Source organism: [Roseibacterium] beibuensis (genome assembly GCF_039542305.1).
Taxonomy (GTDB): domain Bacteria; phylum Pseudomonadota; class Alphaproteobacteria; order Rhodobacterales; family Rhodobacteraceae; genus Roseibacterium; species Roseibacterium beibuensis.
In genome coordinates this window covers 211333-231432 of record NZ_BAABHW010000003.1, presented here as the reverse complement: position 1 = coordinate 231432, position 20100 = coordinate 211333, and the positions used below count along the sequence as shown (strand labels likewise).

The window sequence follows — 20100 nt, the reverse complement described above, 5'->3', positions numbered from 1 at the left end:
CTATTTCCCGATGCAAAAGCGCGAAAAGATCTCTCCGAGGATGGCCTCTACATCGACGCGCCCGATCAACGAGTCAAGCGCGGCCACAGCTGATCGCAGATGTTCGGCGGAAATTTCCGGTGTGTCCGAGTTTGCATCCAGATGCGCTGCTGCAAGATCAAGCTCATGGCATGCCCGTTGCAACGCATGGCGATGCCGCGCCGTGGTCGCTGTGCCGACCTTTTCCGCCTGCTCCGCAAGGATCGCTCCGACCCGTTCCAACAGGTCGTCGATCCCCGCGCCCGTGACCGTCGAAATGCCTTCGGCACCGCTAAGATCAATCTTCGACGCTACCCTGATGTCATCGGCCTGCACCAGATCGGCCCCCTCCTCCGACCCATCCGGCGCAACCAACAGAACGCGCAGATCGGCGGCGCGCGCCCTCTCCTTTGCACGCGAAACACCGATCTTTTCAACCGCGTCTTCGGTCTCGCGCAGTCCGGCGGTATCCAGAAAGGTCACCGGCAGCCCGTGCAAATCCACCCGAACCTCGATCACGTCCCGTGTCGTCCCGGCCACATCCGAGGTAATCGCGACCTCGCGCCCCGCGATCCAGTTCAATAGGCTGGATTTTCCGGCATTCGGCGCCCCGAGAATAGCGACCTCGAACCCGTCTCGAACCCGTTCGGCGACCTCTGAACCCGCAATCTCTCGCAACAGGCTGTCTCGCGTGCGACCAATCAACTCGCGGACTTCCGGCGTCACATCGACCGGCACCTCTTCGTCTGCGAAATCAATCGTCGCTTCGATCAGAGCGGCTGCGCGCAACAGATCGTTCCGCCAGGTCTCGCTGACCTCTCGCAGCCCGCCATCGTAAAGACGCATGGCCTGCTTTCGCTGCGCCTCTGTTTCGGCTTCGATCAACTCGCTCAGCCCTTCGACCTGCGCAAGGTCGAGCGTATCGTTCATCAGCGCGCGCCGGGTGAATTCACCCGCTTCCGCAGGCCGCGCCAAGCCTGTCTGCAGAATCGCCGTCTCGACGGACTGGATCACCGCGCGGCTTCCGTGAAGCTGCAATTCAACGACATATTCACCGGTGAAGCTGTTCGGCCCGGCAAAGACCAGCACCAACGCCTCGTCCAGCAAAACCCCATCGCGCGAGCGGACGGATCGCAAGCCGAACCTTCCAGCCTTAGGCAAGGTGCCGACCAACTGACGTCCGACCTCAAACGCCTCGTTTCCGGAAATGCGGATCACGGCCACGCCGGATTTTCCCCGGGCCGTGGCCAGGGCGAAAATCGTGCTCATGGCCGACTCCCCTGGATCAGGTGTTCATCGAGTCGAAGAACTCGGAATTTGTCTTCGTCTGTTTCAACTTGGACAACAGGAACTCGATCGCATCCGTCGTGCCCATCGGGTTCAGGATCCGCCGCAGAACAAAGGTTTTCTGCAGATCGCCCTTGTCCACCAGCAGGTCCTCTTTCCGCGTGCCGGATTTGAGGATGTCCATCGCCGGGTACACCCGCTTGTCGGCCACCTTACGGTCCAGCACGATTTCCGAGTTACCGGTGCCCTTGAATTCTTCGAAGATGACCTCGTCCATCCGGCTGCCGGTATCGATCAGCGCCGTGGCAATGATGGTCAGCGACCCGCCCTCTTCGATATTCCGCGCGGCACCGAAGAACCGCTTCGGGCGTTGCAGGGCGTTGGCATCCACACCGCCGGTCAGAACCTTGCCCGAGGACGGCACGACCGTGTTGAACGCACGACCCAGGCGGGTAATCGAATCGAGCAGGATCACCACGTCACGCTTGTGTTCGACCAGCCGCTTGGCCTTTTCGATCACCATGTCCGACACGGCCACGTGCCGCGTTGCAGGTTCGTCGAAGGTCGAGGAAATCACCTCCCCCTTCACCGACCGCTGCATGTCGGTCACTTCCTCGGGCCGTTCGTCGATCAGCAGAACGATAAGGTAGCATTCGGGGTGATTGGTCTCGATCGAATGCGCGATATTCTGCAACAAAACCGTTTTACCCGTCCGCGGCGGCGCGACGATCAACGCACGCTGGCCTTTCCCGATGGGTGCAACCAGGTCGATGATCCGGGCGGACCGATCCTTGATCGTCGGATCCTCGATTTCCATCTTCAGCCGCTCGTTCGGATAGAGCGGCGTCAGGTTGTCGAAGGCGATCTTGTGCTTGGCCTTCTGCGGCTCTCCGAAATTGATCTTCGAGACGTCCGTCAGCGCGAAATAACGCTCGTTCTCGCGCGGGGCGGCGATCACGCCTTCCACGGTATCGCCGGTGCGCAGGCTGTGCTGACGGATCATGTCCGGCGACACATAGATATCGTCAGGGCCCGGCAGATAGTTCGCTTCGGGGCTGCGCAGGAAGCCGAACCCGTCCTGCAAGACTTCCAAAACCCCGTCCCCCGCGATTTCCCAGCCTTCATCGGCCCGTTCGCGCAGGATCTCGAACATCATGTCGCCTTTGCGCATGGTCGAGGCGTTCTCGATCTCCAGCTCTTCTGCCATGGACAGAAGGTCTTTGGGGGATTTCGCTTTCAGGTCTGCCAGGCGCAGGATGTTTTCACTCATGGGAAGGATCACCATTCGTCTGCACACGTGCCGCCAGGTTGCGGGGCACGGGGACGGTCATGTTCTATGGAATATCCACCATCGGACGATGGCTTGGCTGTTCAGCTATGGGGTTCCTGCTCGAAAGTCAATTCCCGGCGCTGATCGCCCTCTTCTTAAATAAAAAGAAAGAATTTTAAAGTAAGTAGGAGGTTGTAGGACCGGTGATAAGCCGAAAAACTCGCTTTCGAACCGTTCATACACACCCCAACTCGAGCACTGAATACTATCGCTTCGCGTCTGTAGAAACGCGGGAGAACGAAAATTATGACGTTTTATCAATTTGTTATGGAACATCCGGCTTTGCATCAAGCTGTGGAAAAAATCTGGAAATACTTGGATGACTGCGATCTCCCCAACCGTCTTGAACAAACCCTGTCCCCGGGGAAAAACAGTGGTATCAGACCGGAGGACCGGGCAGAAAACAGGATCAGGCGCCGTTCTGTCCCCTTTGTCCTTTTCCATCCCCGGCCCTGCTCCGGTGGTTTTCAACACATCTGTCCCAAGGAGTTTTCGTCACATGGCTGACCTTGTACTCGCCTCGGGGTCCGAGATCCGCCGCCAAATGCTCGAAAATGCCGGGATCAGCGTCGATGTCCGCCCGGTTCGAATCGATGAAGTCGGGATTCGCACCGCGCTAGAGGCCGAAGGCGCAAAGCCGCTCGATGTGGCCGATACCCTGGCTGAATTCAAAGCGCGCAAGGCGGTTGAAAAGTTCGGATCGCCCCGTGTGCTGGCCAGCGACCAGGTGCTGGAGCTCAAGGGCCGTATCTTCGGCAAAGCCGACACCCGCGAAGAGGCCGCCGCGCATCTGGCCGAGTTGAGCGGCCGTCAACATCGTCTCCTGTCCGCAGCCGTAATCTACGAGGATGGCGCGCCCGTCTGGCGCCACGTGGGCGAAGTCAGCATGACAATGCACCCCCTCACCGCGGAGCAGATCGACCGCTATCTCGACCGCGCCTGGCCCGAGGTGTCGTCGTCCGTTGGTGCGTACCAGGCCGAAAAACTTGGCGCACAACTCTTCTCGCGCATGGACGGTGATTGGTTCTCCGTGCTTGGATTGCCCCTGTTAGAGCTTCTGTCATTCCTGAGACTGAAAGGTTGGATCAGCTGATGGCCCGTCCGAAAATCCCGCTTGCCGGTGTCATCGGCGACCCCGTTGCCCATAGCCTCTCGCCCCGGCTGCACGGTCATTGGCTGTCGCGCTACGGCCTGCGCGGCCATTACGTTCCGCTCGAGGTCAACCAGGCCGATCTGGCCGAGGTTCTGCGCACCCTCCCCCGGATGGGGTTCGTCGGTGTGAACGTGACCATCCCGCATAAGGAACATGTGCTGACGTTGGCCGATTCAGTGACCGATCGCGCCGCGCTGATCGGGGCGGCAAATACGCTGACCTTCACCGCGGCCGGCGGCATTCAGGCCGACAACACCGATGGCATGGGATTTCTGGGCAGCATCCGGCAAAGCCTGCCGGGATGGACGGCCTCTGCTGGTCCGGCGCTTGTGCTTGGCAGCGGGGGGGCCGCCAAGGCCATCGTCTGGGCGCTTCTCTCGGACGGTGCGCCGGTGGTTTACGTGGCCAACCGGACGAGGGCCCGCGCCGATGCGCTCAAGGATCAATTCGGTGCGCGCGTCTCTCCCGTCGATTGGACGATGATCCCCGATCTGGTCGGCGATGCATCCCTGATCGTGAACACGACCTCGCTGGGAATGGATGGCCAGCCGCCGCTGACAATCGACCTGTCGCGCCTGCGGCCGCCGACCGTTGTATCCGACATTGTCTACGCCCCCCTGCGAACCGCCCTCTTGGAAGAGGCCGCTTCCCGCGGATGCGAGACGGTGGACGGCTTGGGTATGCTGTTGCACCAGGCGGTTCCCGGTTTCGAACGTTGGTTCAGCTACACCCCGTTGGTCGATGACGACTTGCGGGCAGCGGTGCTTGGCGCATGACCGTCAAACTTGGCCTGACAGGCTCCATCGGGATGGGCAAATCCACCACCGCGCAGATGTTCCGTGACCTCGGTATCCCGGTTTGGGACGCAGACGCCGCGGTTCATCGCCTCTACAGCGCCGGCGGGGCCGCCGTTGCGCCTCTATCCGGCCTTGTGCCGGCTGCGGTGGTTGAGGGCGAAGTTGACCGAACCATTCTGAAAACCGAGATCAAGAAAGACCCTGAACTGCTGAACAGGATCGAAAAGATCGTTCACCCCCTCGTCGCCGAGGATCGTAAATCATTCCTCGAGGCGCATCAGGCTGCCGGTTTGGTGGTGCTGGACATCCCCCTGCTTTTCGAGACCGGCGGCGAGGGGATGGTCGACGCCGTGGTCGTGGTCAGCACGGATGAAGCAGAGCAGCGAAGGCGCGTGCTCGACCGCCCCGGCATGACGGCGGAGCAATTCGAGACCATCCTTGCCCGGCAGATCCCGGACGCGGCAAAACGCGCGCGCGCGGATCACGTCATTCGCACCGATACGCTTGAAGACGCCCGCACAGGCGTGGCAGATATTGTGTCGAAATATTCTGGAGACACTAATGCGTGAGATCGTCCTCGACACCGAGACGACCGGCCTTGACCCGTTCGACACCCCCCGCCACCGGATCGTCGAGATCGGGGCCGTCGAATTGTGGAACCAGGTTCCCACGGGGCAGACCTATCACCAGTACATCAACCCTGAACGTGACATGCCGCAGGAAGCCTTCGATGTTCACGGGTTGGGTAATGAATTCCTGTCTGACAAACCGGTTTTCAAGCTGATCGCGCAAGAGTTCCGTGACTTCGTCGGTGATGCGAAGATGGTCATTCACAATGCCAGTTTCGACATGCGTTTTCTGAACGCCGAACTGGAATGGGCGGGTTTGCCGACCCTCCCCTCGGAACAGGCGATCGACACGTTGCTGATCGCGCGCAAACGGTTTCCCGGCTCTCCGGCTTCGCTGGACGCGCTGTGCCGCCGCTTCGGGATCGACAATTCCATGCGTGAAAAGCATGGCGCGCTGCTCGACTCCGAAATCCTGGCTGAAGTGTACCTAGAGCTGACGGGCGGCAAGCAACCTGACTTTGCCCTTGCACCGACCGAGCGCCGCCAAAAGCAAAGCGCCACGGATGAAACGTGGCGCCCGCGCCCGCGTCCGACGCCCCTGCCCTCGAAACTCACCGAGGAAGAGCGCATGGCCCACGCGGAATTTGTCGGGGAACTGGGCGAAGCGGCCATTTGGGCCCGCTTCGCCTAGATCCTGTCGTCAGGCGTCGGCTTTCTGCTGCGCCGCCTGGCGCTGCGCCAGTTGCTGACGGTAGAGCGCCACGAAATCCATCTGGTCGAGGTTCAGCGGCGGGTAACCACCGTCGCGCGTGACGTCGGAGACGATCCGGCGCACGAAGGGGAACAGCATCCGCGGGCATTCGATCAGCAGGAAGGGGTGCAGCTGTTCTTCGGCCACATTCTCGATGCTGAAGATGCCGCCATACTCGATTTCCAGCAGGAAGATCGGCTCGGGCGTGTCGCCCTTTGTCTTGCTTTCGATCTTCAGCTTCATGATGACGTCGTACTGGTTCTCGGTGGAGCGCTTGCGCGCGTCCATGGCGACCTGAACCTGGATGTCGGGCTGAAGCTGCGATTGGGTCGATTTCTGCGCGGCGATGTTCTCGAACGACAGATCGCGCACGAACTGGCCGAGGATCTGCATCTTCGGCAGGGTCGGTTGCTGTTGCGCGCCGTTGCTTTGCGCGGGGGCCGCGCCGGTTTCGTCTTGGGCCATGTCAGCCTCCTTCAACTCATGTTTGGCGCTGATCTATCAGGCGCGAACGAAAGCCTCAATGCTGTGTCCAACCGGATGGCCCGGAGCGTGGCGGAGTATCCTCGACCGTGTAGTCGCCATCGATCACGTCTTCACGGGTCTCTTGCCAACCGCGCTCGGTGCGGACCATCGACTGCACCTCGATCCGTTTGCGCAATTCGCGCAGAACGAGGTTGCGGAACCCCGGGATGAGCAGGGCAAAGCCGACGGCGTCCGTGAAAAACCCCGGCGTCAGCAGAAGTGCGCCGGAAAACAGGATCATCGCGCCATGGGCCAGCGGTTCGGTGGGGTCGCGCAACTCATCGAAGCTGTTGCGCAAACCCTGCAAGGCCTGCGCCCCCTGCGACCGAACCAAAGCCGTCCCGGCAATCGCGGTCAACACCACGATCAACAGGGTCGGTCCCAGCCCGATCAATCCACCGACCTGTATGAACAGGGCGATCTCGATCAGGGGAACCGCAAGGAAGAGTAAAAATAGCCACATTGGTCTTGCTCCGCTCGACTGCGCGTCTTTGACACCCGGTATTCGGGGCCCGAAGATGGACTTGATCCACCCCGTACCTTACATATGTGCTTTGCGATCCTCGATGTAAGACTGCCGACCGCCGCGAAAGGTACCCGAGCATGAACTCCTCTCTCCTGTCCCTGCTGGTTCTCGCAGGAATCGCGATCTTCCTGATCCTGCGTTTGCGCAGTGTTCTGGGCACTCGGGAGGGGTTTGAGAAACCGCCGGCCCGCCCGCAACCTATGGCGCGAGAGCCGCGCCGTGATTTCGAGGTGATCGAAGGCGGCCCTGACAACGACATCATCGACCATGTGGAAGATGGCAGCGATGCCGCCAAGGCACTTGCCGCGATGAAACTGGCCGAGCCGGGGTTCAGCGTGCAGGAATTCCTGCACGGCGCGCGCGGCGCATACGAGATGATCCTGATGGCGTTCGAGCGGGGCGATGTGGACGACCTGCGCCCGTTCCTGGCCGATGATGTTCTTGACACCTTCGAAACCGTAATCCGCCAGCGCGAAGAACAGGGCCTGCACATCGAGGCCGAGTTCGTCGGCGTTCGTGAGTTGACCCTGCAGGATGCGACCTACGATCGCGGCACGCAGGAAGCCGAGATTACCGTGCGGTTCGTGGGTGAACTGACCTCGGTCGTGAAAAACACCGCGGGCGAGACGATCGAAGGCGATCCGGGCGAAATCAAGCGGCAGCGCGACGTCTGGACCTTCGCGCGGACCATGGGCCGGGATGACCCGAACTGGGTTCTGGTGGCCACCGACGGATGACCCATGGGGTGGCGCGGCGGTTTTCTGGCCACGATCTTTGCGCTGGTCCTGTATCCGGGGTCAGCGGTGGCTGACGAACCGGTCCGCTTGCTGCAATTCTCCGATCTCGATGGATGGGCCGAGGATGATCACGCCGCGGCCCTTTCCACGTTCCTGTCCACCTGCCGCGATATCGATGGCGAGGACTGGGCACCGATTTGCGCCATGGCGGAAACGAGCAGCGACGCGCGCACCTTTTTCGAACTGCTGTTCCGCCCGGTTCTGATCGGGGGCGATACGCCCGCACTGTTCACCGGCTATTTCGAGCCGGAGTTGGAAGGATCGATCCGGCGCACGGCGCGGTATCGGTATCCCGTGTATCGCATGCCGCCCGAAGTCACCGGACAATGGCTCAGCCGCGAAGAGATCGAGGAAAGCGGCGTGCTGGAGGGGCGCGGCCTTGAGATCGCGTGGGTCGATGACCCGGTGGAGTTGTTTTTCCTTCAGATCCAGGGCTCGGGTCGTATCCGGATGAGCGATGGCCGCGTGATCCGCGTGGGGTATGGCGGGCGCAACGGGCACGAATACAGGTCCATCGGGCGCGAACTGGTCCGCCGCGGGATTTACGAGGCGCACCAGGTCTCGGCGCAGGTGATCCAGAACTGGGTGCGCCGCAATCCTGCCGCCGGGCGGGAGTTGATGCACCACAACCCATCCTACGTGTTTTTCCGCGAGGTCGAGATCGAAGACCCGTCTCTTGGCCCGTTGGGCGCGTTGAACCGCTCGATCACGCCGCTGAGGACGATCGCGGTCGATCCCCGTTATACGCCGCTTGGCGCGCCGGTCTGGATCGAGAAGGATGGCGAAGGTCCGATGCGTCGCCTGATGATTGCCCAAGATACCGGCGGCGCGATCCGTGGTGCGCAGCGCGCCGATATCTTCTTCGGCTTCGGGGATCAGGCCGGAGAGGCGGCGGGCACGATCCGCGATCCGGGGCGCATGATCGTTCTGCTTCCCATTGAAGAGGCGCATCGCCGCGTCCCAGATGCCTGAGCGATGCGGCGCAAGGGAAAAAAGGGTCTATCCCCCGAGGAGCGAGAGCTTTGGGCACGAGTGGCGCGCACGACAAAGCCGATGCACACGCGCAAGCCGACGGGTGAGCGTTCGGCTGATCCGGACAAGCCCAAGCCGGTGACGACCCCGCAACCCGATGCCGCGTCGCGCCTGCGCGCCTTCATGATCGGGGAAAAGGTTCATACGCCGACCCACGTCACGCATCATCCCGGCGATGACCTGTCGAACCGGATCGCATCGGCCCCCGTGCGAATGGATCATGGAACGCATCGCAAGATGCTGCGCGGCAAGTTGAAGCCCGAGGCGCGCATCGACCTGCACGGCATGACCTTGGCGCAGGCCCATCCGGCGTTGGTTCATTTCATCATCGACAGTTTCGATGCGGGTCACAGGCTGGTGCTGGTGATCACCGGCAAGGGGCGTGGTGGCGAGGGCGATAGCGGCGACGGCCCGATCCCGATCCGGCGTGGTGTCTTGCGGCAGCAGGTTCCCGGCTGGCTCCACGCGCCACCGTTGGGCGCCATGGTTCTCGATATCCGTGAGGCGCACCAACGGCACGGCGGAAGCGGGGCCTATTACGTCTATCTCAAGCGGCGCGGTTAGGGCAGAAGCTCCTGCGGCGCGAGGATGATCTGGGTCGCGTTGCTGACCGTCAGAATCGTTCCCTGGAACAGGTCAAGTTGCTGCGTCGGATCGTTTTCAAGCGACGAATTGACCAAGCTCACCTGGCTGAGCAGTTCCACCATCGCGGGCGAGGATGCTGCGGTGAAATGGTTCATCGTGTCATTCTCGCCACCGCGGAACTGCGACACGTCGATCAGGGTCACGTCGAACTCGGACACGTCGTCGGCGGTGCCCAAGGTGCCCAGGCGATTGCGCTGCCCGGTGATCAGCGCCGACAATTGCAGCGCCCTGTCACGCCGCGAGGTGAAGATGAAGAAGGGTTGCGGCAGGTCCCCGATCCGACGGGCCTGTGTGCGGAACACGTTGATATCCACATCCGGCGACAACAGGATCACGCCCGCGATCCGGTCAAGAACGTCGTGTCGATTGCCGATGCTGAGCTGGCGCAAGACCTCCATCGTCATGCTCGATCCCAGCGAATGCGCAACGAGGACCAGTTCGGCCCCGGGGATGGAGGTGATCTCGGTAATCACCTGTTCCAGACCGTCCCGCGCAAAGAGGACGCTGTCGCGGTCATAGGCATATCCCAGGACGCTCCCGGCGCTGGACCAGGCATAATGTACCGGGACCACGGGAATATCGTAGTCGTGCCGGATCTGGGCCGTGCGATACAGCCCATCGGCAAAGGTCGTGTTGTAGCCGTGAACGAACAGCATGACTTCGCGCTGGTTGGCGGGACGTCGCGAAAGTTCGGCTGCGATGGCCGAGCGGAAATTAGACCGGTTTCCCAACCGATCCGCCGAGGTTGTCAGGAACTCCGTAGCCGGATCGGGCGCGCCACTGCGGCCCGGCTCGACCGCGCCCAGCTCTCGATCAGGTGGAACGCTGACGTCAAAGCGCAGGTAGTCCAGGCCTTCGAGGCGTTGATTGGTAAACTCACCGTCGAGGTATTCGCGGGTGCTGGCGACAAAGACCAGTTCATTCTCCCCGATACCGGCGAATTCGGGCACCAATTGCACGACGGAACGGCCCGCGCACCCGCCCAGGGCCACGCAAAGCGAGATAACGATCAAGAACTGCCGCCGCATGGCCCTACCCTAGCACAAACCTACAACACGTAACGGCTAAGATCGGTACTGCGCGTCAATTCGCCAAGGTTCTCTTCCACGAAATTTGCGTCGACCGTGATCGTCTCGCCACCTCGATCCGGCGCGGTGAAGCTAAGCTCTTCGAAAACGCGTTCCATGACGGTGTAGAGCCGCCGCGCGCCAATGTTTTCGACCGTGTCGTTCACCTGCGCCGCGATCCGGGCGAGCGCCGCGATCCCGTCATCCGAGAAGGTCACGGTAACTTCTTCGGTTTCCATCAGGGCAGAATATTGCCGCGTCAGGGCATTGTCGGTTTCCGTCAGGATGCGCACGAAATCCTCTTCCGTAAGCCCACGCAGATTCACCCGGATCGGCAGACGGCCCTGCAGTTCGGGCAACAGGTCCGAGGGTTTGGCGATGTGGAACGCGCCTGAGGCGATGAAGAGGATATGGTCGGTTTTCACCGGGCCGTGCTTGGTGGACACGGTCGTGCCCTCGATCAGCGGAAGAAGGTCGCGCTGCACGCCTTCGCGGCTGACATCGCCGCCGCGCACGTCTTGGCGGGCCGCGACCTTGTCGATCTCGTCGATGAAGACGATGCCGTTCTGTTCGACGGCGCGCACGGCCTCCTTGGTGACGGCCTCCTGGTCAAGCAGCTTGTCGGCCTCTTCCTCGATCAGGGTGTCGTAGCTGGCGGCGACGGTCATGCGGCGTTTCACGGTCCGGCCACCGAAGGCTTTGCCGAAGAGATCGCCAAGGTTCATCATGCCGCCGGCCCCGCCCATGCCGGGCTGACCGGGGATTTCGAACATCGGCATCGGGTTGGAATTCTCGGCGACCTCCAGTTCGATGATCGTGTCGTCCAACTCGCCGCTGCGCAGCTTCTTGCGGAACATTTCGCGCGTTTGCTCGCGTGCATCCGTCCCGGCCAGTGCCTCGATCACACGGTCTTCGGCGGCCTCGTGGGCCTTGGCCTTGACCTCTTCGCGCATGTGTTCGCGCACCATGATCTGGGCGGCATCCACAAGGTCGCGGATGATCTGTTCCACGTCGCGGCCGACATAACCGACCTCGGTGTATTTCGTGGCCTCGACCTTGATGAAGGGGGCGCGGGCCAGCTTGGCCAGGCGGCGCGAGATCTCGGTCTTGCCGACGCCGGTGGGGCCGATCATCAGGATGTTCTTGGGGTACACCTCGTCGCGCAGGTCATCGCCCAGTTGCTTGCGCCGCCAGCGGTTGCGCAAGGCCACGGCAACGGCGCGCTTGGCGTCCTTCTGGCCGATGATGAAGCGGTCCAGTTCGGACACGATTTCGCGGGGGGTCAGGTCGGTCACGATCTCTGCTCCTCAGGGGTCGGAATGGTCCAGGGTGGGAGGCCGGTCTTGCCCGGAAAGGCGGGAAGGCCGCGCATCAGGGCGCCGCGCAGGGCCTCCCATTGCGCGCCCAGAAAGACGAGGCCGGCACCTAGTAACAGGATGATGAAAAAGGCGTTGCCCTCGATCACCGTGATCGACAGCGCCACGATGTAGCCCACGCCGGACACGAGGAAGGACCGGCGGTCGATGATGACGGCGAAAAGGGCCATGAGCGCAACGAAGGCAACAAGGACAAGCCGCGCCGTAAGGCTTCCCTGTTCGAACAGGGTCAGCGCGACGGTGTTCACGATGGCCGGGGCCGCGATGACATGCAGCCAGAACCCCGAGGCCGCACGCCGGGTGACGCGGTGCGGGTCGCTCATGTCGAACCGCAGGGCGACGATCAGGCCGACGATGCCAAGAAGGATCGTCAGAAGCGCAAAGGGACCATCGGCGGAGAGAAGGAAGATATCCTGCGGCGATGACGGCACCGCGCCGCCCATCGTGGCCAGCCCGAAGGCGACGCCAAAGACGCTGAGCGCGATCAATGCGACTGTGAAGGGAACTCGGAAGAAATAGTAATAGAGCGACAGCATGACGCCCGCACAGGCCGCGGCGATGGTGATGGTGCCCTGAAACTGCGCGTCCATCGCGGCGGCCACGGATAGCCCGAATTGCCCGGCCGAGATGCCGAACATGATCGCCAGCGCGATCGAGGGGGCGACCATGCGGCGCGTAAGCGTGAAGTACCGCGCAAGCAGCGCGATCAGGCCAAAGGCGATCCCGGAATAAAGCATCCCCAGGAGATAGCCGCTGTTGATCGACAGGAGGCTGAGGCCCGTCACCCCCATCCAGCCCGCGAACAGGATGACGAGGCCCACGACGATAAAGATCTCGTTGAAGCCTTTGAACAGTTCGAACGGTTCATCGAGGCCGCTTCGCCGTGCCCGCGCACCCGCGCGTTCCTCGGACAGGACAATCACCCCCGCGGCCTGCGCTTCGGTCAGCATGCCGGACGCCACCGCGGCGCGCAGGTCGTCGCGGGTGATCTCGGTCATTTGCCGATCCGCTCCACGGTCAGGTTGCCGTTGGTGTAGACGCAGATATCGGCGGCGATGCCCATGGCCTTGCGCGCGATGGTTTCGGCGTCGGCATCGGTGTCGATCAGCGCGCGCGCGGCGGCCAGCGCATAGTTGCCGCCCGACCCGATGGCCGCGATCCCGTACTCCGGTTCCAACACGTCGCCCGCGCCGGTGATGACGTACAACTCGCTGCCATCGGTCACGATCAGCATGGCTTCGAGTTTCTGAAGGTACTTGTCGGTGCGCCAGTCCTTGGCGAGTTCCACGCTGGCGCGTTGCAGCTGGCCCGGCGTCGCCTCCAGCTTGGATTCCAGCCGTTCCAGTAGCGTGAAGGCATCGGCGGTCGACCCGGCGAACCCGGCGACAACGTCATAGCCACCGGGGCTGAGGCGGCGCACCTTGCGCGCCGTGCCCTTGATGACCGTCTGTCCAAGGCTGACCTGCCCATCGCCCGCGACGACGACCTCGTCACCCTTGCGGATGCCGACGATGGTGGTGCCATGCCAACCGGGAAACTCATTCTCTGCCATGGGGCCTCCGTTTCTTTGGGCCTATATGGAGAGGGGAACCCCGAGGGACAACCGCAGGCGCCCCGTCAGTTGCCCAGACCGCCGGGCCATCGGCGGCGGCGCGGCACGCGGACGGCCAGCATCGGCATCAGCCAGGGGCCGCGGAACCGGTCGAGGTCCAGCGCCTCGTGCACGCCGATGGTCTCCTCTCCGTTGATTTTCGTTTGCACCGCCGAGCGGTTGTAGAAGGGCGCATCCAGCATCGGCTTGACCTGTCGCGGGGTGTAGCCGTGATCGGCCCGGGTTTCGCGGCGGACCTGCCAGAAGGGGCGGGGCAGGGTGGCCTTGGGCGGCATCTCGATGGGACGGGGCGTGCCGTCCTCGCCAAACCCGATGGCCACGGCCAGATCCGACCCGTCCCGGCGCGTGGCGTCGTAGAAACAGGCCGCGCCGTCGGACAGGGGAAACCGCCCCCAAGTCCAGTAGCTGAAATCGGCCTCCAGCGCGCGGGTTCCGAAATTCGCATCGAAATAGCCATGTCCCGACCATGTCCAGCCGGGCCGGTTCAATTGCACCTCGATATCCGCCTTGGGGGCGAAGGGCCGCCAGATATGCGTGCCGCAATCGGTCAGGGGCAGTTCAACGCTGGTCAGGGCCGAGGGTCGCACGATGACCCGGCCCTGCAATTTCTGGGCGTGGGGCGTCGACAGCTCGTCGATCTCGACGATCAGCTTGTCGCCCTCCCACACCATCGCCGAGGGGCCGATCTGAAGCCGGTCGCGCGACAATCCGAGTGCCTCGGAGCCGCGATCGGTCATCGTCCAGCGTCCGCCGCGCCCATAGGTCACGACATTGAGGCAACAGTGGTTTGCCGGGTCCTTGCGGCCCGACCAGCGATACCAGGGCGAAAAGACCGAGCCTATGAAGCCGATGATCGAGATGGCGCGTTCGCCATCGTCGCTGATCCCGTCGAGATACCACCACGCGTAGCCGTCGCTGGGCACGTCGATGTCGAAGCAAGGTCGCTCAAGATCGCCTCGGCCGCGTGCTTGCCGGAGAGACAGGCCATCGGGATGCCCGCCCCCGGATGCGTTCCGCCCCCGCACAGGTACAGCCCCGGAAGCGTCGTCCGTGCTGTCGGTCGCTGGAATGTGGCCATCATTCCATGCGGGCTCCGCCCGTAGAGGGAACCGTCCGACCCCGGAAAGGCCTTCGCGAAGCGGGCCGGGGTTGTCAGCTTGGACAGGTCGGGCCTCGGGGAAAAGGTCAGACCCATCCTCGCCAAGGTCTCGAACGTATGTGTTCGGCATTGGTGCTCCTCCTCCGCCGTGGCCTGGTGGCCCGCGGGGCCGTTCATGATGATCTCGAACCGTTCCGGTCCGCTTGGGCGGGTATCCCCGCCGCGATCCTGTGCGCAAATGTAGAGTGTCGCATCGCGCGGCATCTGACCCTTGGCGATATCGCCGAATTCGACGCGCGGGTCTTCGCAGAAGAAGATGTTGTGATGGGTCAGCTCCACGCCATAGGGTTCGGCCGCGAAGCCCCAGACAAAGGCCGACAGGCTGCGCGGGCTTGTCGCGGTCGCTGGCAGAAGGTTGCGGACCGCAGGGCCGAGCAACCCGTCGCTTAACGCCTTGGGGTCGCCGTTGAACAGGATCATGTCCGCCGTCAGCTTGCGCCCATCCGACAGGTGGACGGCATGCGCGCGCGACCCCTGTCTCTCGATCCGTTCGGCGCGCACACCGAAGCTGAACCGCGCACCGCGATCCTTCGCAAGGCGATAGACGGCCTGCGCCAGGGCGTTGGTTCCACCCTCGATGCTCCAGACGCCGCGCGCCTCGGAATGCCAGATCAGCCCGAGGACGGCAGGGCTTTGGTAAGGGGAGCCGCCGACATAGGTGGCGTAGCGTCCGAACAACTGCTGCAAGCGCGGGTCGCTGAATTGCAGCGCAAGACTGCGGGCCAGGTTCAGCCCGGGGGCCATCGCGGGGATCAGGCCCGGGTGTTTCATGACATGCGCGGTAAGCGGGCCAAGGCGCGGGGCAGGGGATTCCATGATCGGGGCTTCGAACGCCTCGAACAGGCGGCGGGCCTTTTCGGTGAAGCGCCTGAACTCGCCTTCGGCCTTTGCCCCGGCAAAGCCGCGGACGGCCCTGGCGCTCAGATCCGGGTCGTGATGCAGGTCAAGCGTTGATCCGTCCCGCCACCAATGGCGAGCAAGGATCGTGTCGGACTTCAGCGTGACATGCTGGTCCAGCCGCTCCCCGACGCTTTCGAAAAGCTCTTCGAAAACATGGCGCATCGTCATGACTGTTGGGCCGATGTCGATCGGCCCGGCGACCGAGTCGCGCGTGCGCATTTTGCCGCCGGGACCCTGGCCCATATCGACAAGCTCGACCGCGACGCCCGCATGGGCCAGCAGCAGCGCAGCCGACAGCCCGCCGATGCCGGCGCCGATCACGATGGCGGTTGGAATTCGGTCGGATCGTTCGGCCAAGAAAGCCTCCGAGGAAAGTGTCAGTTATTGTTGACAGCTTGGATGAATATGTCCAGTCTAATTTACACCAGACATGTTCATTATAGAATCGAGCCTTACGGGGGAGCCATGCCGCTGAATCACAGGATCGAGCAGGCCATTACCGCCGCCATCGCCACGGCGCAGGGCGCCGACCGCGCCGCACCTCCGAAACTGGCTTCGGCCCTCGATTACGCCGTCACCCCGGGTGGGGCCCGCATTCGCCCGACGATCTGCCTGTCGGTCGCCATGGCATGCGGCGATGACAAGCCGGCCTTGTCCGACGCCGCCGCGACCGCGATCGAACTCATCCACTGCGCCAGCCTCGTCCATGACGACATGCCGTCTTTCGACAATGCCGCGACACGCCGGGGCAAGCCGACCGTCCATCTCGCCTATTCCGAGCCGCTGGCGCTATTGACCGGCGATTCGCTGATCATCGCGGCCTTCGACGTTCTGGCCCGCGCCGCCGACACCGACCCCGTCCGCGCCATCAAGCTGATCCGCATCCTTGCCGAGTCGACCGGCATGCCCGGTGGCATCTGCGCCGGCCAGGGCTGGGAGAGCGAGGACAAGATCGACCTTTCCGCCTATCACAAGGCCAAGACCGGTGCGCTGTTCACCGCCGCGACCCGCATGGGCGCCGCCGCCGCCGGGGAAGAGCATGACGCCTGGACCGAGCTTGGCGCCCGGATCGGCGAAGCGTTCCAGGTGGCCGACGATTTGCGTGACGCGCTCTACGATGAAGAGACGCTCGGCAAGCCCGCGATGCAGGACGAGATCAATGGCCGTCCGAACGCGGTGTCCGAGCTTGGCGTCAGGGGTGCGATCCGGCGGTTGGAAGATATCCTGTCCGGGGCCATCGCCTCGATCCCGTCCTGTCCCGGCGAAGCGGCGTTGTGCGAAATGGTGCGCAAGACGGCCGAACGCCTGACCCCGGTCGTGCCCGCCCGACAAACGGTGTGAGACCATGGCAGCCGCGGACCAGACGAACCTGTCGCGGCCACGCCTGAGCGACCGCGTCTACGGCTGGCGCATGGCGCTGCTGCGTTCCCGGAAATTCCACAAATGGGCGGCCCGAACGCCCTTGGCCGCGCGGGTCGCGCGCAAGGATGGCGAGGCGTTGTTCGACCTCGTGGCCGGGTTCATTCACGCGCAGGTCCTGCAGGCTTTCGTGGCACTTGAGCTCCCCGCGCATTTGGCCGCCGCGCCGCGGACGGTCGAAGATCTCGCCCTGCGGACCGAGGTGCCGGTCGAACGTATGCGCGTGCTGTGCCAGGCGGCGACGTCACTCGGCCTGATGAAGCGCACGCGGAATGGCCGCTACGCGCTGGGCCGGTTGGGTGCGGCCCTGCCGGGCATTCCGGGGCTGGCGCAGATGATCCTGCACCATGACGTTCTCTACCGCGATCTAGCTGACCCGGTTGCGTTTTTCCGCGACGGATCGACGACCGAGTTGGCAGATTTCTGGCCTTACGTCTTCGGCGCCACCGGCCCGCTCGACCCCGATACGGCGCAGACCTATTCCGACCTTATGGCCGAAAGCCAGACCCTCGTCGCGGAAGAGGCGTTGCGCCATCTCGATCTGTCAGACGTGGATACGCTTCTGGATGTCGGCGGCGGAACGGGGGCGTTTCTTACGGCCGTGGGCCTCGCCTATCCCAAGCTCAACCTTCATCTGTTCGATCTGTCGGTCGTCGCCGAGGGGGCGCGCAGCCGGTTCGAGCAAAATGGTCTGACCGGTCGCACGCAGATCACGGGCGGCAGCTTTCGCTCCGATCCGCTTCCGCAGGGCGCGGATGCCATCAGCCTGATCCGTGTTCTGTACGATCATTCCGACGAAACCGTCCGAAACCTTCTTGGAAAAGTGCACGAGAACCTGCCGGAGGGCGGGCGTGTCATCGTCGCAGAGCCGATGTCAGGCGGCGCGCAGCCCGAACGCGCGGGCGACGCCTATTTCGCGATCTATTGCATGGCGATGCGCACCGGCCGCGCCCGGAGCGCACGGGAAATCGTGCAACTACTTGAGAATGCAGGATTTTCAGAAGTCAAACCGCATCGGACATCGCGTCCGTTCATCACCGGGCTTGTCACGGCCAGGAAGCTGTAAAGAAAGCCTGACGCCCATGTCCATTCTCATTGACAAAACAAAGTGTCAGGTTAAACTTACACCTACCAAATCATTAGCTCGGGGATTCTCTGTCCGCATGCTGGTGAACGACCAAAGGGGAATGCAGAGTTGAACACCACCGCCGTCATTCTCGAAGGTCCAAAGACCCTCGGACTCGGTCAGGTCACGTTGACCGACCCGGGTGTTGACGATCTGGTGGTCGACGTGCGCCACTCGGGCATCTCCACCGGAACCGAGAAGCTTTTCTGGTCCGGGCAGATGCCGCCGTTCCCCGGCATGGGATACCCTCTCGTCCCCGGCTACGAGGCCGCCGGCGAAGTGGTCGAGGCAGGCGCAAACACGAATTTCAAACCCGGCGACACCGTCTTCGTCCCCGGCGCCAATTGCTACGGCGATGTGCGCGGGCTGTTCGGTGGCGCATCGAACCGGCTGGTGACGCCTGCAGAGCGCGTTGTGAAGATCGACGCCGACATGGGCCCGGAAGGTGCGCTGCTTGCGCTTGCCGCCACGGCGCGCCACGCGGTGGCCGGTCTCGATACGACGCTGCCCGACCTGATCGTGGGTCATGGTGTTTTCGGACGTCTGCTTGCGCGGCTGACCTTGGCCGCAGGCGGCAAGGCGCCGACCGTCTGGGAAATCGACGCCGACCGCGCCAAGGGCGCAGCCGGCTACCAGGTCATCCACCCCGACGAGGATGAGCGCCGCGACTACCGTTGCATCTATGATGCGTCGGGCGTGTCCAGCCTGCTCGACACGTTGGTCGGTCGTCTCGCCAAGGGCGGCGAGATCGTCCTGGCCGGGTTCTACCCCGAGCCGCTGCAATTCTCTTTCCCGCCCGCGTTCCTGCGCGAGGCGCGGTTCCGCATCGCCGCCGAATGGACGCGCGATGACCTTGTCGCCACGCGCGACCTCATTACCCACGGGGCCCTGAGCCTTTCGGATCTTATCACGCATTCCGTGCCCGCGAGTGAGGCCGAGAACGCTTACCAGACGGCGTTCGAAGACCCGGCCTGCCTCAAGATGATCCTCAACTGGGAGAACGCCGCATGACCCTCGATGTACCCAACCTCAAAGACTATGACGCGAGGCTGAAGGACGAGGCGGCGGAACCCACGCTGGAGGTCCCGCAATCCGAGCCGACGAAGAAGACCCAGATCATCGCGATCTACGGCAAGGGCGGCATCGGCAAGTCTTTCACGCTCGCCAATCTCAGCCACATGATGGCCGAACAGGGCAAGCGCGTTCTGCTGATCGGCTGCGACCCGAAATCGGACACGACCAGCCTGCTGTTCGGCGGCAAGGCCTGTCCGACGATTATCGAAACCTCGACGCAAAAGAAGCTGGCGGGCGAGGAAGTGCAGATCGGCGATGTCTGCTTCAAGCGCGGCGGTGTTTTCGCGATGGAGCTTGGCGGACCCGAGGTTGGCCGCGGCTGCGGCGGCCGGGGCATCATCCACGGCTTTGAGCTGTTGGAAAAGCTGGGCTTCCACGATTGGGATTTCGACTACGTCCTGCTCGACTTCCTGGGCGACGTGGTCTGCGGCGGTTTCGGTCTGCCGATCGCGCGCGACATGGCGCAGAAGGTGATCCTGGTCGGCTCGAACGACCTGCAATCGCTGTATGTGGCCAACAATGTCTGCTCGGCGGTGGAATACTTCCGCAAGCTGGGCGGCAATGTCGGCGTCGCGGGCCTGGTCATCAACAAGGATGACGGCTCGGGCGAGGCGCAGGCCTTTGCCAAGGCCGTGGACATCCCCGTGCTGGCGTCGATCCCGCAGGATGACGACCTGCGCAAGAAATCCGCGAATTACCAGATCGTCGGCACCGCCGAGAGCCATTGGGGCGACCTGTTCGCCGCGCTGGGCGAAAACGTCGCCAAGGCGCCGCCGATGCGCCCGACCGCGCTTAGCCAGGACGAACTTCTGGCCCTGTTCGACGGGTCGGACACCGGTGCCGGTGTCGTTCTGGAACCCGCCACCGACGAAGACATGCGCGGCAAGGATGCCACGCCGAAGAAATCCCTCGAAGTCGTTTACGACGAGGCCTGAGA

Annotated in this window: 21 protein-coding genes; 11 read left to right on the top strand and 10 right to left on the bottom strand. The window is 63.2% G+C overall.

Annotated features, from left to right (window positions below; translation table 11 throughout):
- Together mnmE and rho are read right to left on the bottom strand one after the other, a co-directional pair.
- Window positions 1-1287, bottom strand: coding sequence for a tRNA uridine-5-carboxymethylaminomethyl(34) synthesis GTPase MnmE (mnmE, locus tag ABD923_RS12575; protein WP_259548579.1), 1287 nt, complete (start codon window positions 1285-1287; stop codon window positions 1-3).
- A gap of 16 nt (window positions 1288-1303) precedes the next feature.
- A complete protein-coding gene (rho, locus tag ABD923_RS12570; RefSeq protein WP_222189926.1) occupies window positions 1304-2575 on the bottom strand; it encodes a transcription termination factor Rho in 1272 nt (423 codons plus the stop codon).
- 559 nt (window positions 2576-3134) lie between these two features.
- Between rho and ABD923_RS12565 the strand changes: the two genes are divergently transcribed.
- Genes ABD923_RS12565 through dnaQ form a run of 4 tightly spaced genes read left to right on the top strand, consistent with a single transcriptional unit; the run spans window position 3135 to window position 5845 of the window.
- Window positions 3135-3728: a Maf family protein gene (locus ABD923_RS12565; RefSeq protein ID WP_259548581.1), complete on the top strand. Its 594-nt coding sequence runs from the start codon at window positions 3135-3137 to the stop codon at window positions 3726-3728.
- Complete coding sequence (locus tag ABD923_RS12560) at window positions 3728-4564, top strand: shikimate dehydrogenase (protein WP_259548582.1); 837 nt, start codon at window positions 3728-3730, stop codon at window positions 4562-4564. Before ABD923_RS12565 ends, ABD923_RS12560 begins: the two co-directional genes overlap by 1 nt.
- Entirely contained in the window at window positions 4561-5154 is a 594-nt protein-coding gene (coaE, locus tag ABD923_RS12555) for a dephospho-CoA kinase (RefSeq protein WP_259548583.1), read from the top strand. The genes ABD923_RS12560 and coaE overlap by 4 nt, the downstream gene beginning before the upstream one ends.
- Window positions 5147-5845, top strand: coding sequence for a DNA polymerase III subunit epsilon (dnaQ, locus tag ABD923_RS12550; RefSeq protein WP_259548584.1), 699 nt, complete (start codon window positions 5147-5149; stop codon window positions 5843-5845). The genes coaE and dnaQ overlap by 8 nt, the downstream gene beginning before the upstream one ends.
- A 9-nt stretch (window positions 5846-5854) precedes the next feature.
- Here the strand turns inward: dnaQ and secB are convergent, their stop codons facing one another.
- Both secB and ABD923_RS12540 read right to left on the bottom strand, forming a co-directional pair.
- Window positions 5855-6370: a protein-export chaperone SecB gene (secB, locus tag ABD923_RS12545; RefSeq protein ID WP_259548586.1), complete on the bottom strand. Its 516-nt coding sequence runs from the start codon at window positions 6368-6370 to the stop codon at window positions 5855-5857.
- Between the two features lie 55 nt (window positions 6371-6425).
- On the bottom strand, window positions 6426-6893 hold the full coding sequence (locus tag ABD923_RS12540) for an FxsA family protein (protein ID WP_259548587.1): 468 nt from the start codon (window positions 6891-6893) through the stop codon (window positions 6426-6428).
- Between the two features lie 140 nt (window positions 6894-7033).
- Here ABD923_RS12540 and ABD923_RS12535 point away from each other — a divergent pair, with 140 nt between their 5' ends.
- The 3 genes from ABD923_RS12535 to ABD923_RS12525 are packed head-to-tail and all read left to right on the top strand — an operon-like array spanning window position 7034 to window position 9349.
- Complete coding sequence (locus tag ABD923_RS12535) at window positions 7034-7693, top strand: Tim44/TimA family putative adaptor protein (RefSeq protein ID WP_259548588.1); 660 nt, start codon at window positions 7034-7036, stop codon at window positions 7691-7693.
- Window positions 7694-7696: 3 nt separating this feature from the next.
- A complete protein-coding gene (gene mltA / locus ABD923_RS12530; protein ID WP_259548589.1) occupies window positions 7697-8725 on the top strand; it encodes a murein transglycosylase A in 1029 nt (342 codons plus the stop codon).
- 3 nt (window positions 8726-8728) lie between these two features.
- On the top strand, window positions 8729-9349 hold the full coding sequence (locus tag ABD923_RS12525; RefSeq protein WP_259548590.1) for a Smr/MutS family protein: 621 nt from the start codon (window positions 8729-8731) through the stop codon (window positions 9347-9349).
- Here ABD923_RS12525 and ABD923_RS12520 read toward each other — a convergent pair.
- From ABD923_RS12520 to crtD, 6 genes are all read right to left on the bottom strand, one after another.
- The gene (locus ABD923_RS12520) at window positions 9346-10458 is read right to left on the bottom strand and encodes an alpha/beta hydrolase (protein ID WP_259548592.1); all 1113 of its coding nucleotides are present in this window, start codon (window positions 10456-10458) and stop codon (window positions 9346-9348) included. The two genes, ABD923_RS12525 and ABD923_RS12520, sit on opposite strands and share 4 nt — an antisense overlap.
- Window positions 10459-10478: 20 nt before the next feature.
- On the bottom strand, window positions 10479-11792 hold the full coding sequence (gene hslU, locus ABD923_RS12515) for an ATP-dependent protease ATPase subunit HslU (protein ID WP_259548593.1): 1314 nt from the start codon (window positions 11790-11792) through the stop codon (window positions 10479-10481).
- Window positions 11789-12871 (bottom strand): hypothetical protein, encoded by a 1083-nt coding sequence (locus ABD923_RS12510; protein ID WP_259548594.1) that lies wholly within the window; start codon window positions 12869-12871, stop codon window positions 11789-11791. Before ABD923_RS12510 ends, hslU begins: the two co-directional genes overlap by 4 nt.
- Window positions 12868-13425 carry an ATP-dependent protease subunit HslV gene (gene hslV, locus ABD923_RS12505; RefSeq protein WP_222189943.1) on the bottom strand — a complete coding sequence of 186 codons (558 nt, stop codon included), beginning with the start codon at window positions 13423-13425 and terminating at the stop codon, window positions 12868-12870. Before hslV ends, ABD923_RS12510 begins: the two co-directional genes overlap by 4 nt.
- A 65-nt stretch (window positions 13426-13490) precedes the next feature.
- Window positions 13491-14369, bottom strand: coding sequence for a carotenoid 1,2-hydratase (gene crtC, locus ABD923_RS12500; protein WP_310796401.1), 879 nt, complete (start codon window positions 14367-14369; stop codon window positions 13491-13493).
- On the bottom strand, window positions 14324-15901 hold the full coding sequence (gene crtD / locus ABD923_RS12495; protein WP_259548597.1) for a 1-hydroxycarotenoid 3,4-desaturase CrtD: 1578 nt from the start codon (window positions 15899-15901) through the stop codon (window positions 14324-14326). Before crtD ends, crtC begins: the two co-directional genes overlap by 46 nt.
- A gap of 108 nt (window positions 15902-16009) precedes the next feature.
- Between crtD and ABD923_RS12490 the strand changes: the two genes are divergently transcribed.
- From ABD923_RS12490 to ABD923_RS12475, 4 genes are all read left to right on the top strand, one after another.
- Complete coding sequence (locus ABD923_RS12490; RefSeq protein ID WP_259548599.1) at window positions 16010-16885, top strand: polyprenyl synthetase family protein; 876 nt, start codon at window positions 16010-16012, stop codon at window positions 16883-16885.
- Between the two features lie 4 nt (window positions 16886-16889).
- Window positions 16890-18029 (top strand): methyltransferase, encoded by a 1140-nt coding sequence (locus ABD923_RS12485; RefSeq protein WP_259548605.1) that lies wholly within the window; start codon window positions 16890-16892, stop codon window positions 18027-18029.
- 129 nt (window positions 18030-18158) lie between these two features.
- Complete coding sequence (gene bchC / locus ABD923_RS12480; protein WP_259548607.1) at window positions 18159-19100, top strand: chlorophyll synthesis pathway protein BchC; 942 nt, start codon at window positions 18159-18161, stop codon at window positions 19098-19100.
- Window positions 19097-20098 carry a chlorophyllide a reductase iron protein subunit X gene (locus tag ABD923_RS12475; protein WP_222189952.1) on the top strand — a complete coding sequence of 334 codons (1002 nt, stop codon included), beginning with the start codon at window positions 19097-19099 and terminating at the stop codon, window positions 20096-20098. The genes bchC and ABD923_RS12475 overlap by 4 nt, the downstream gene beginning before the upstream one ends.
- Window positions 20099-20100 lie beyond the last annotated feature (2 nt).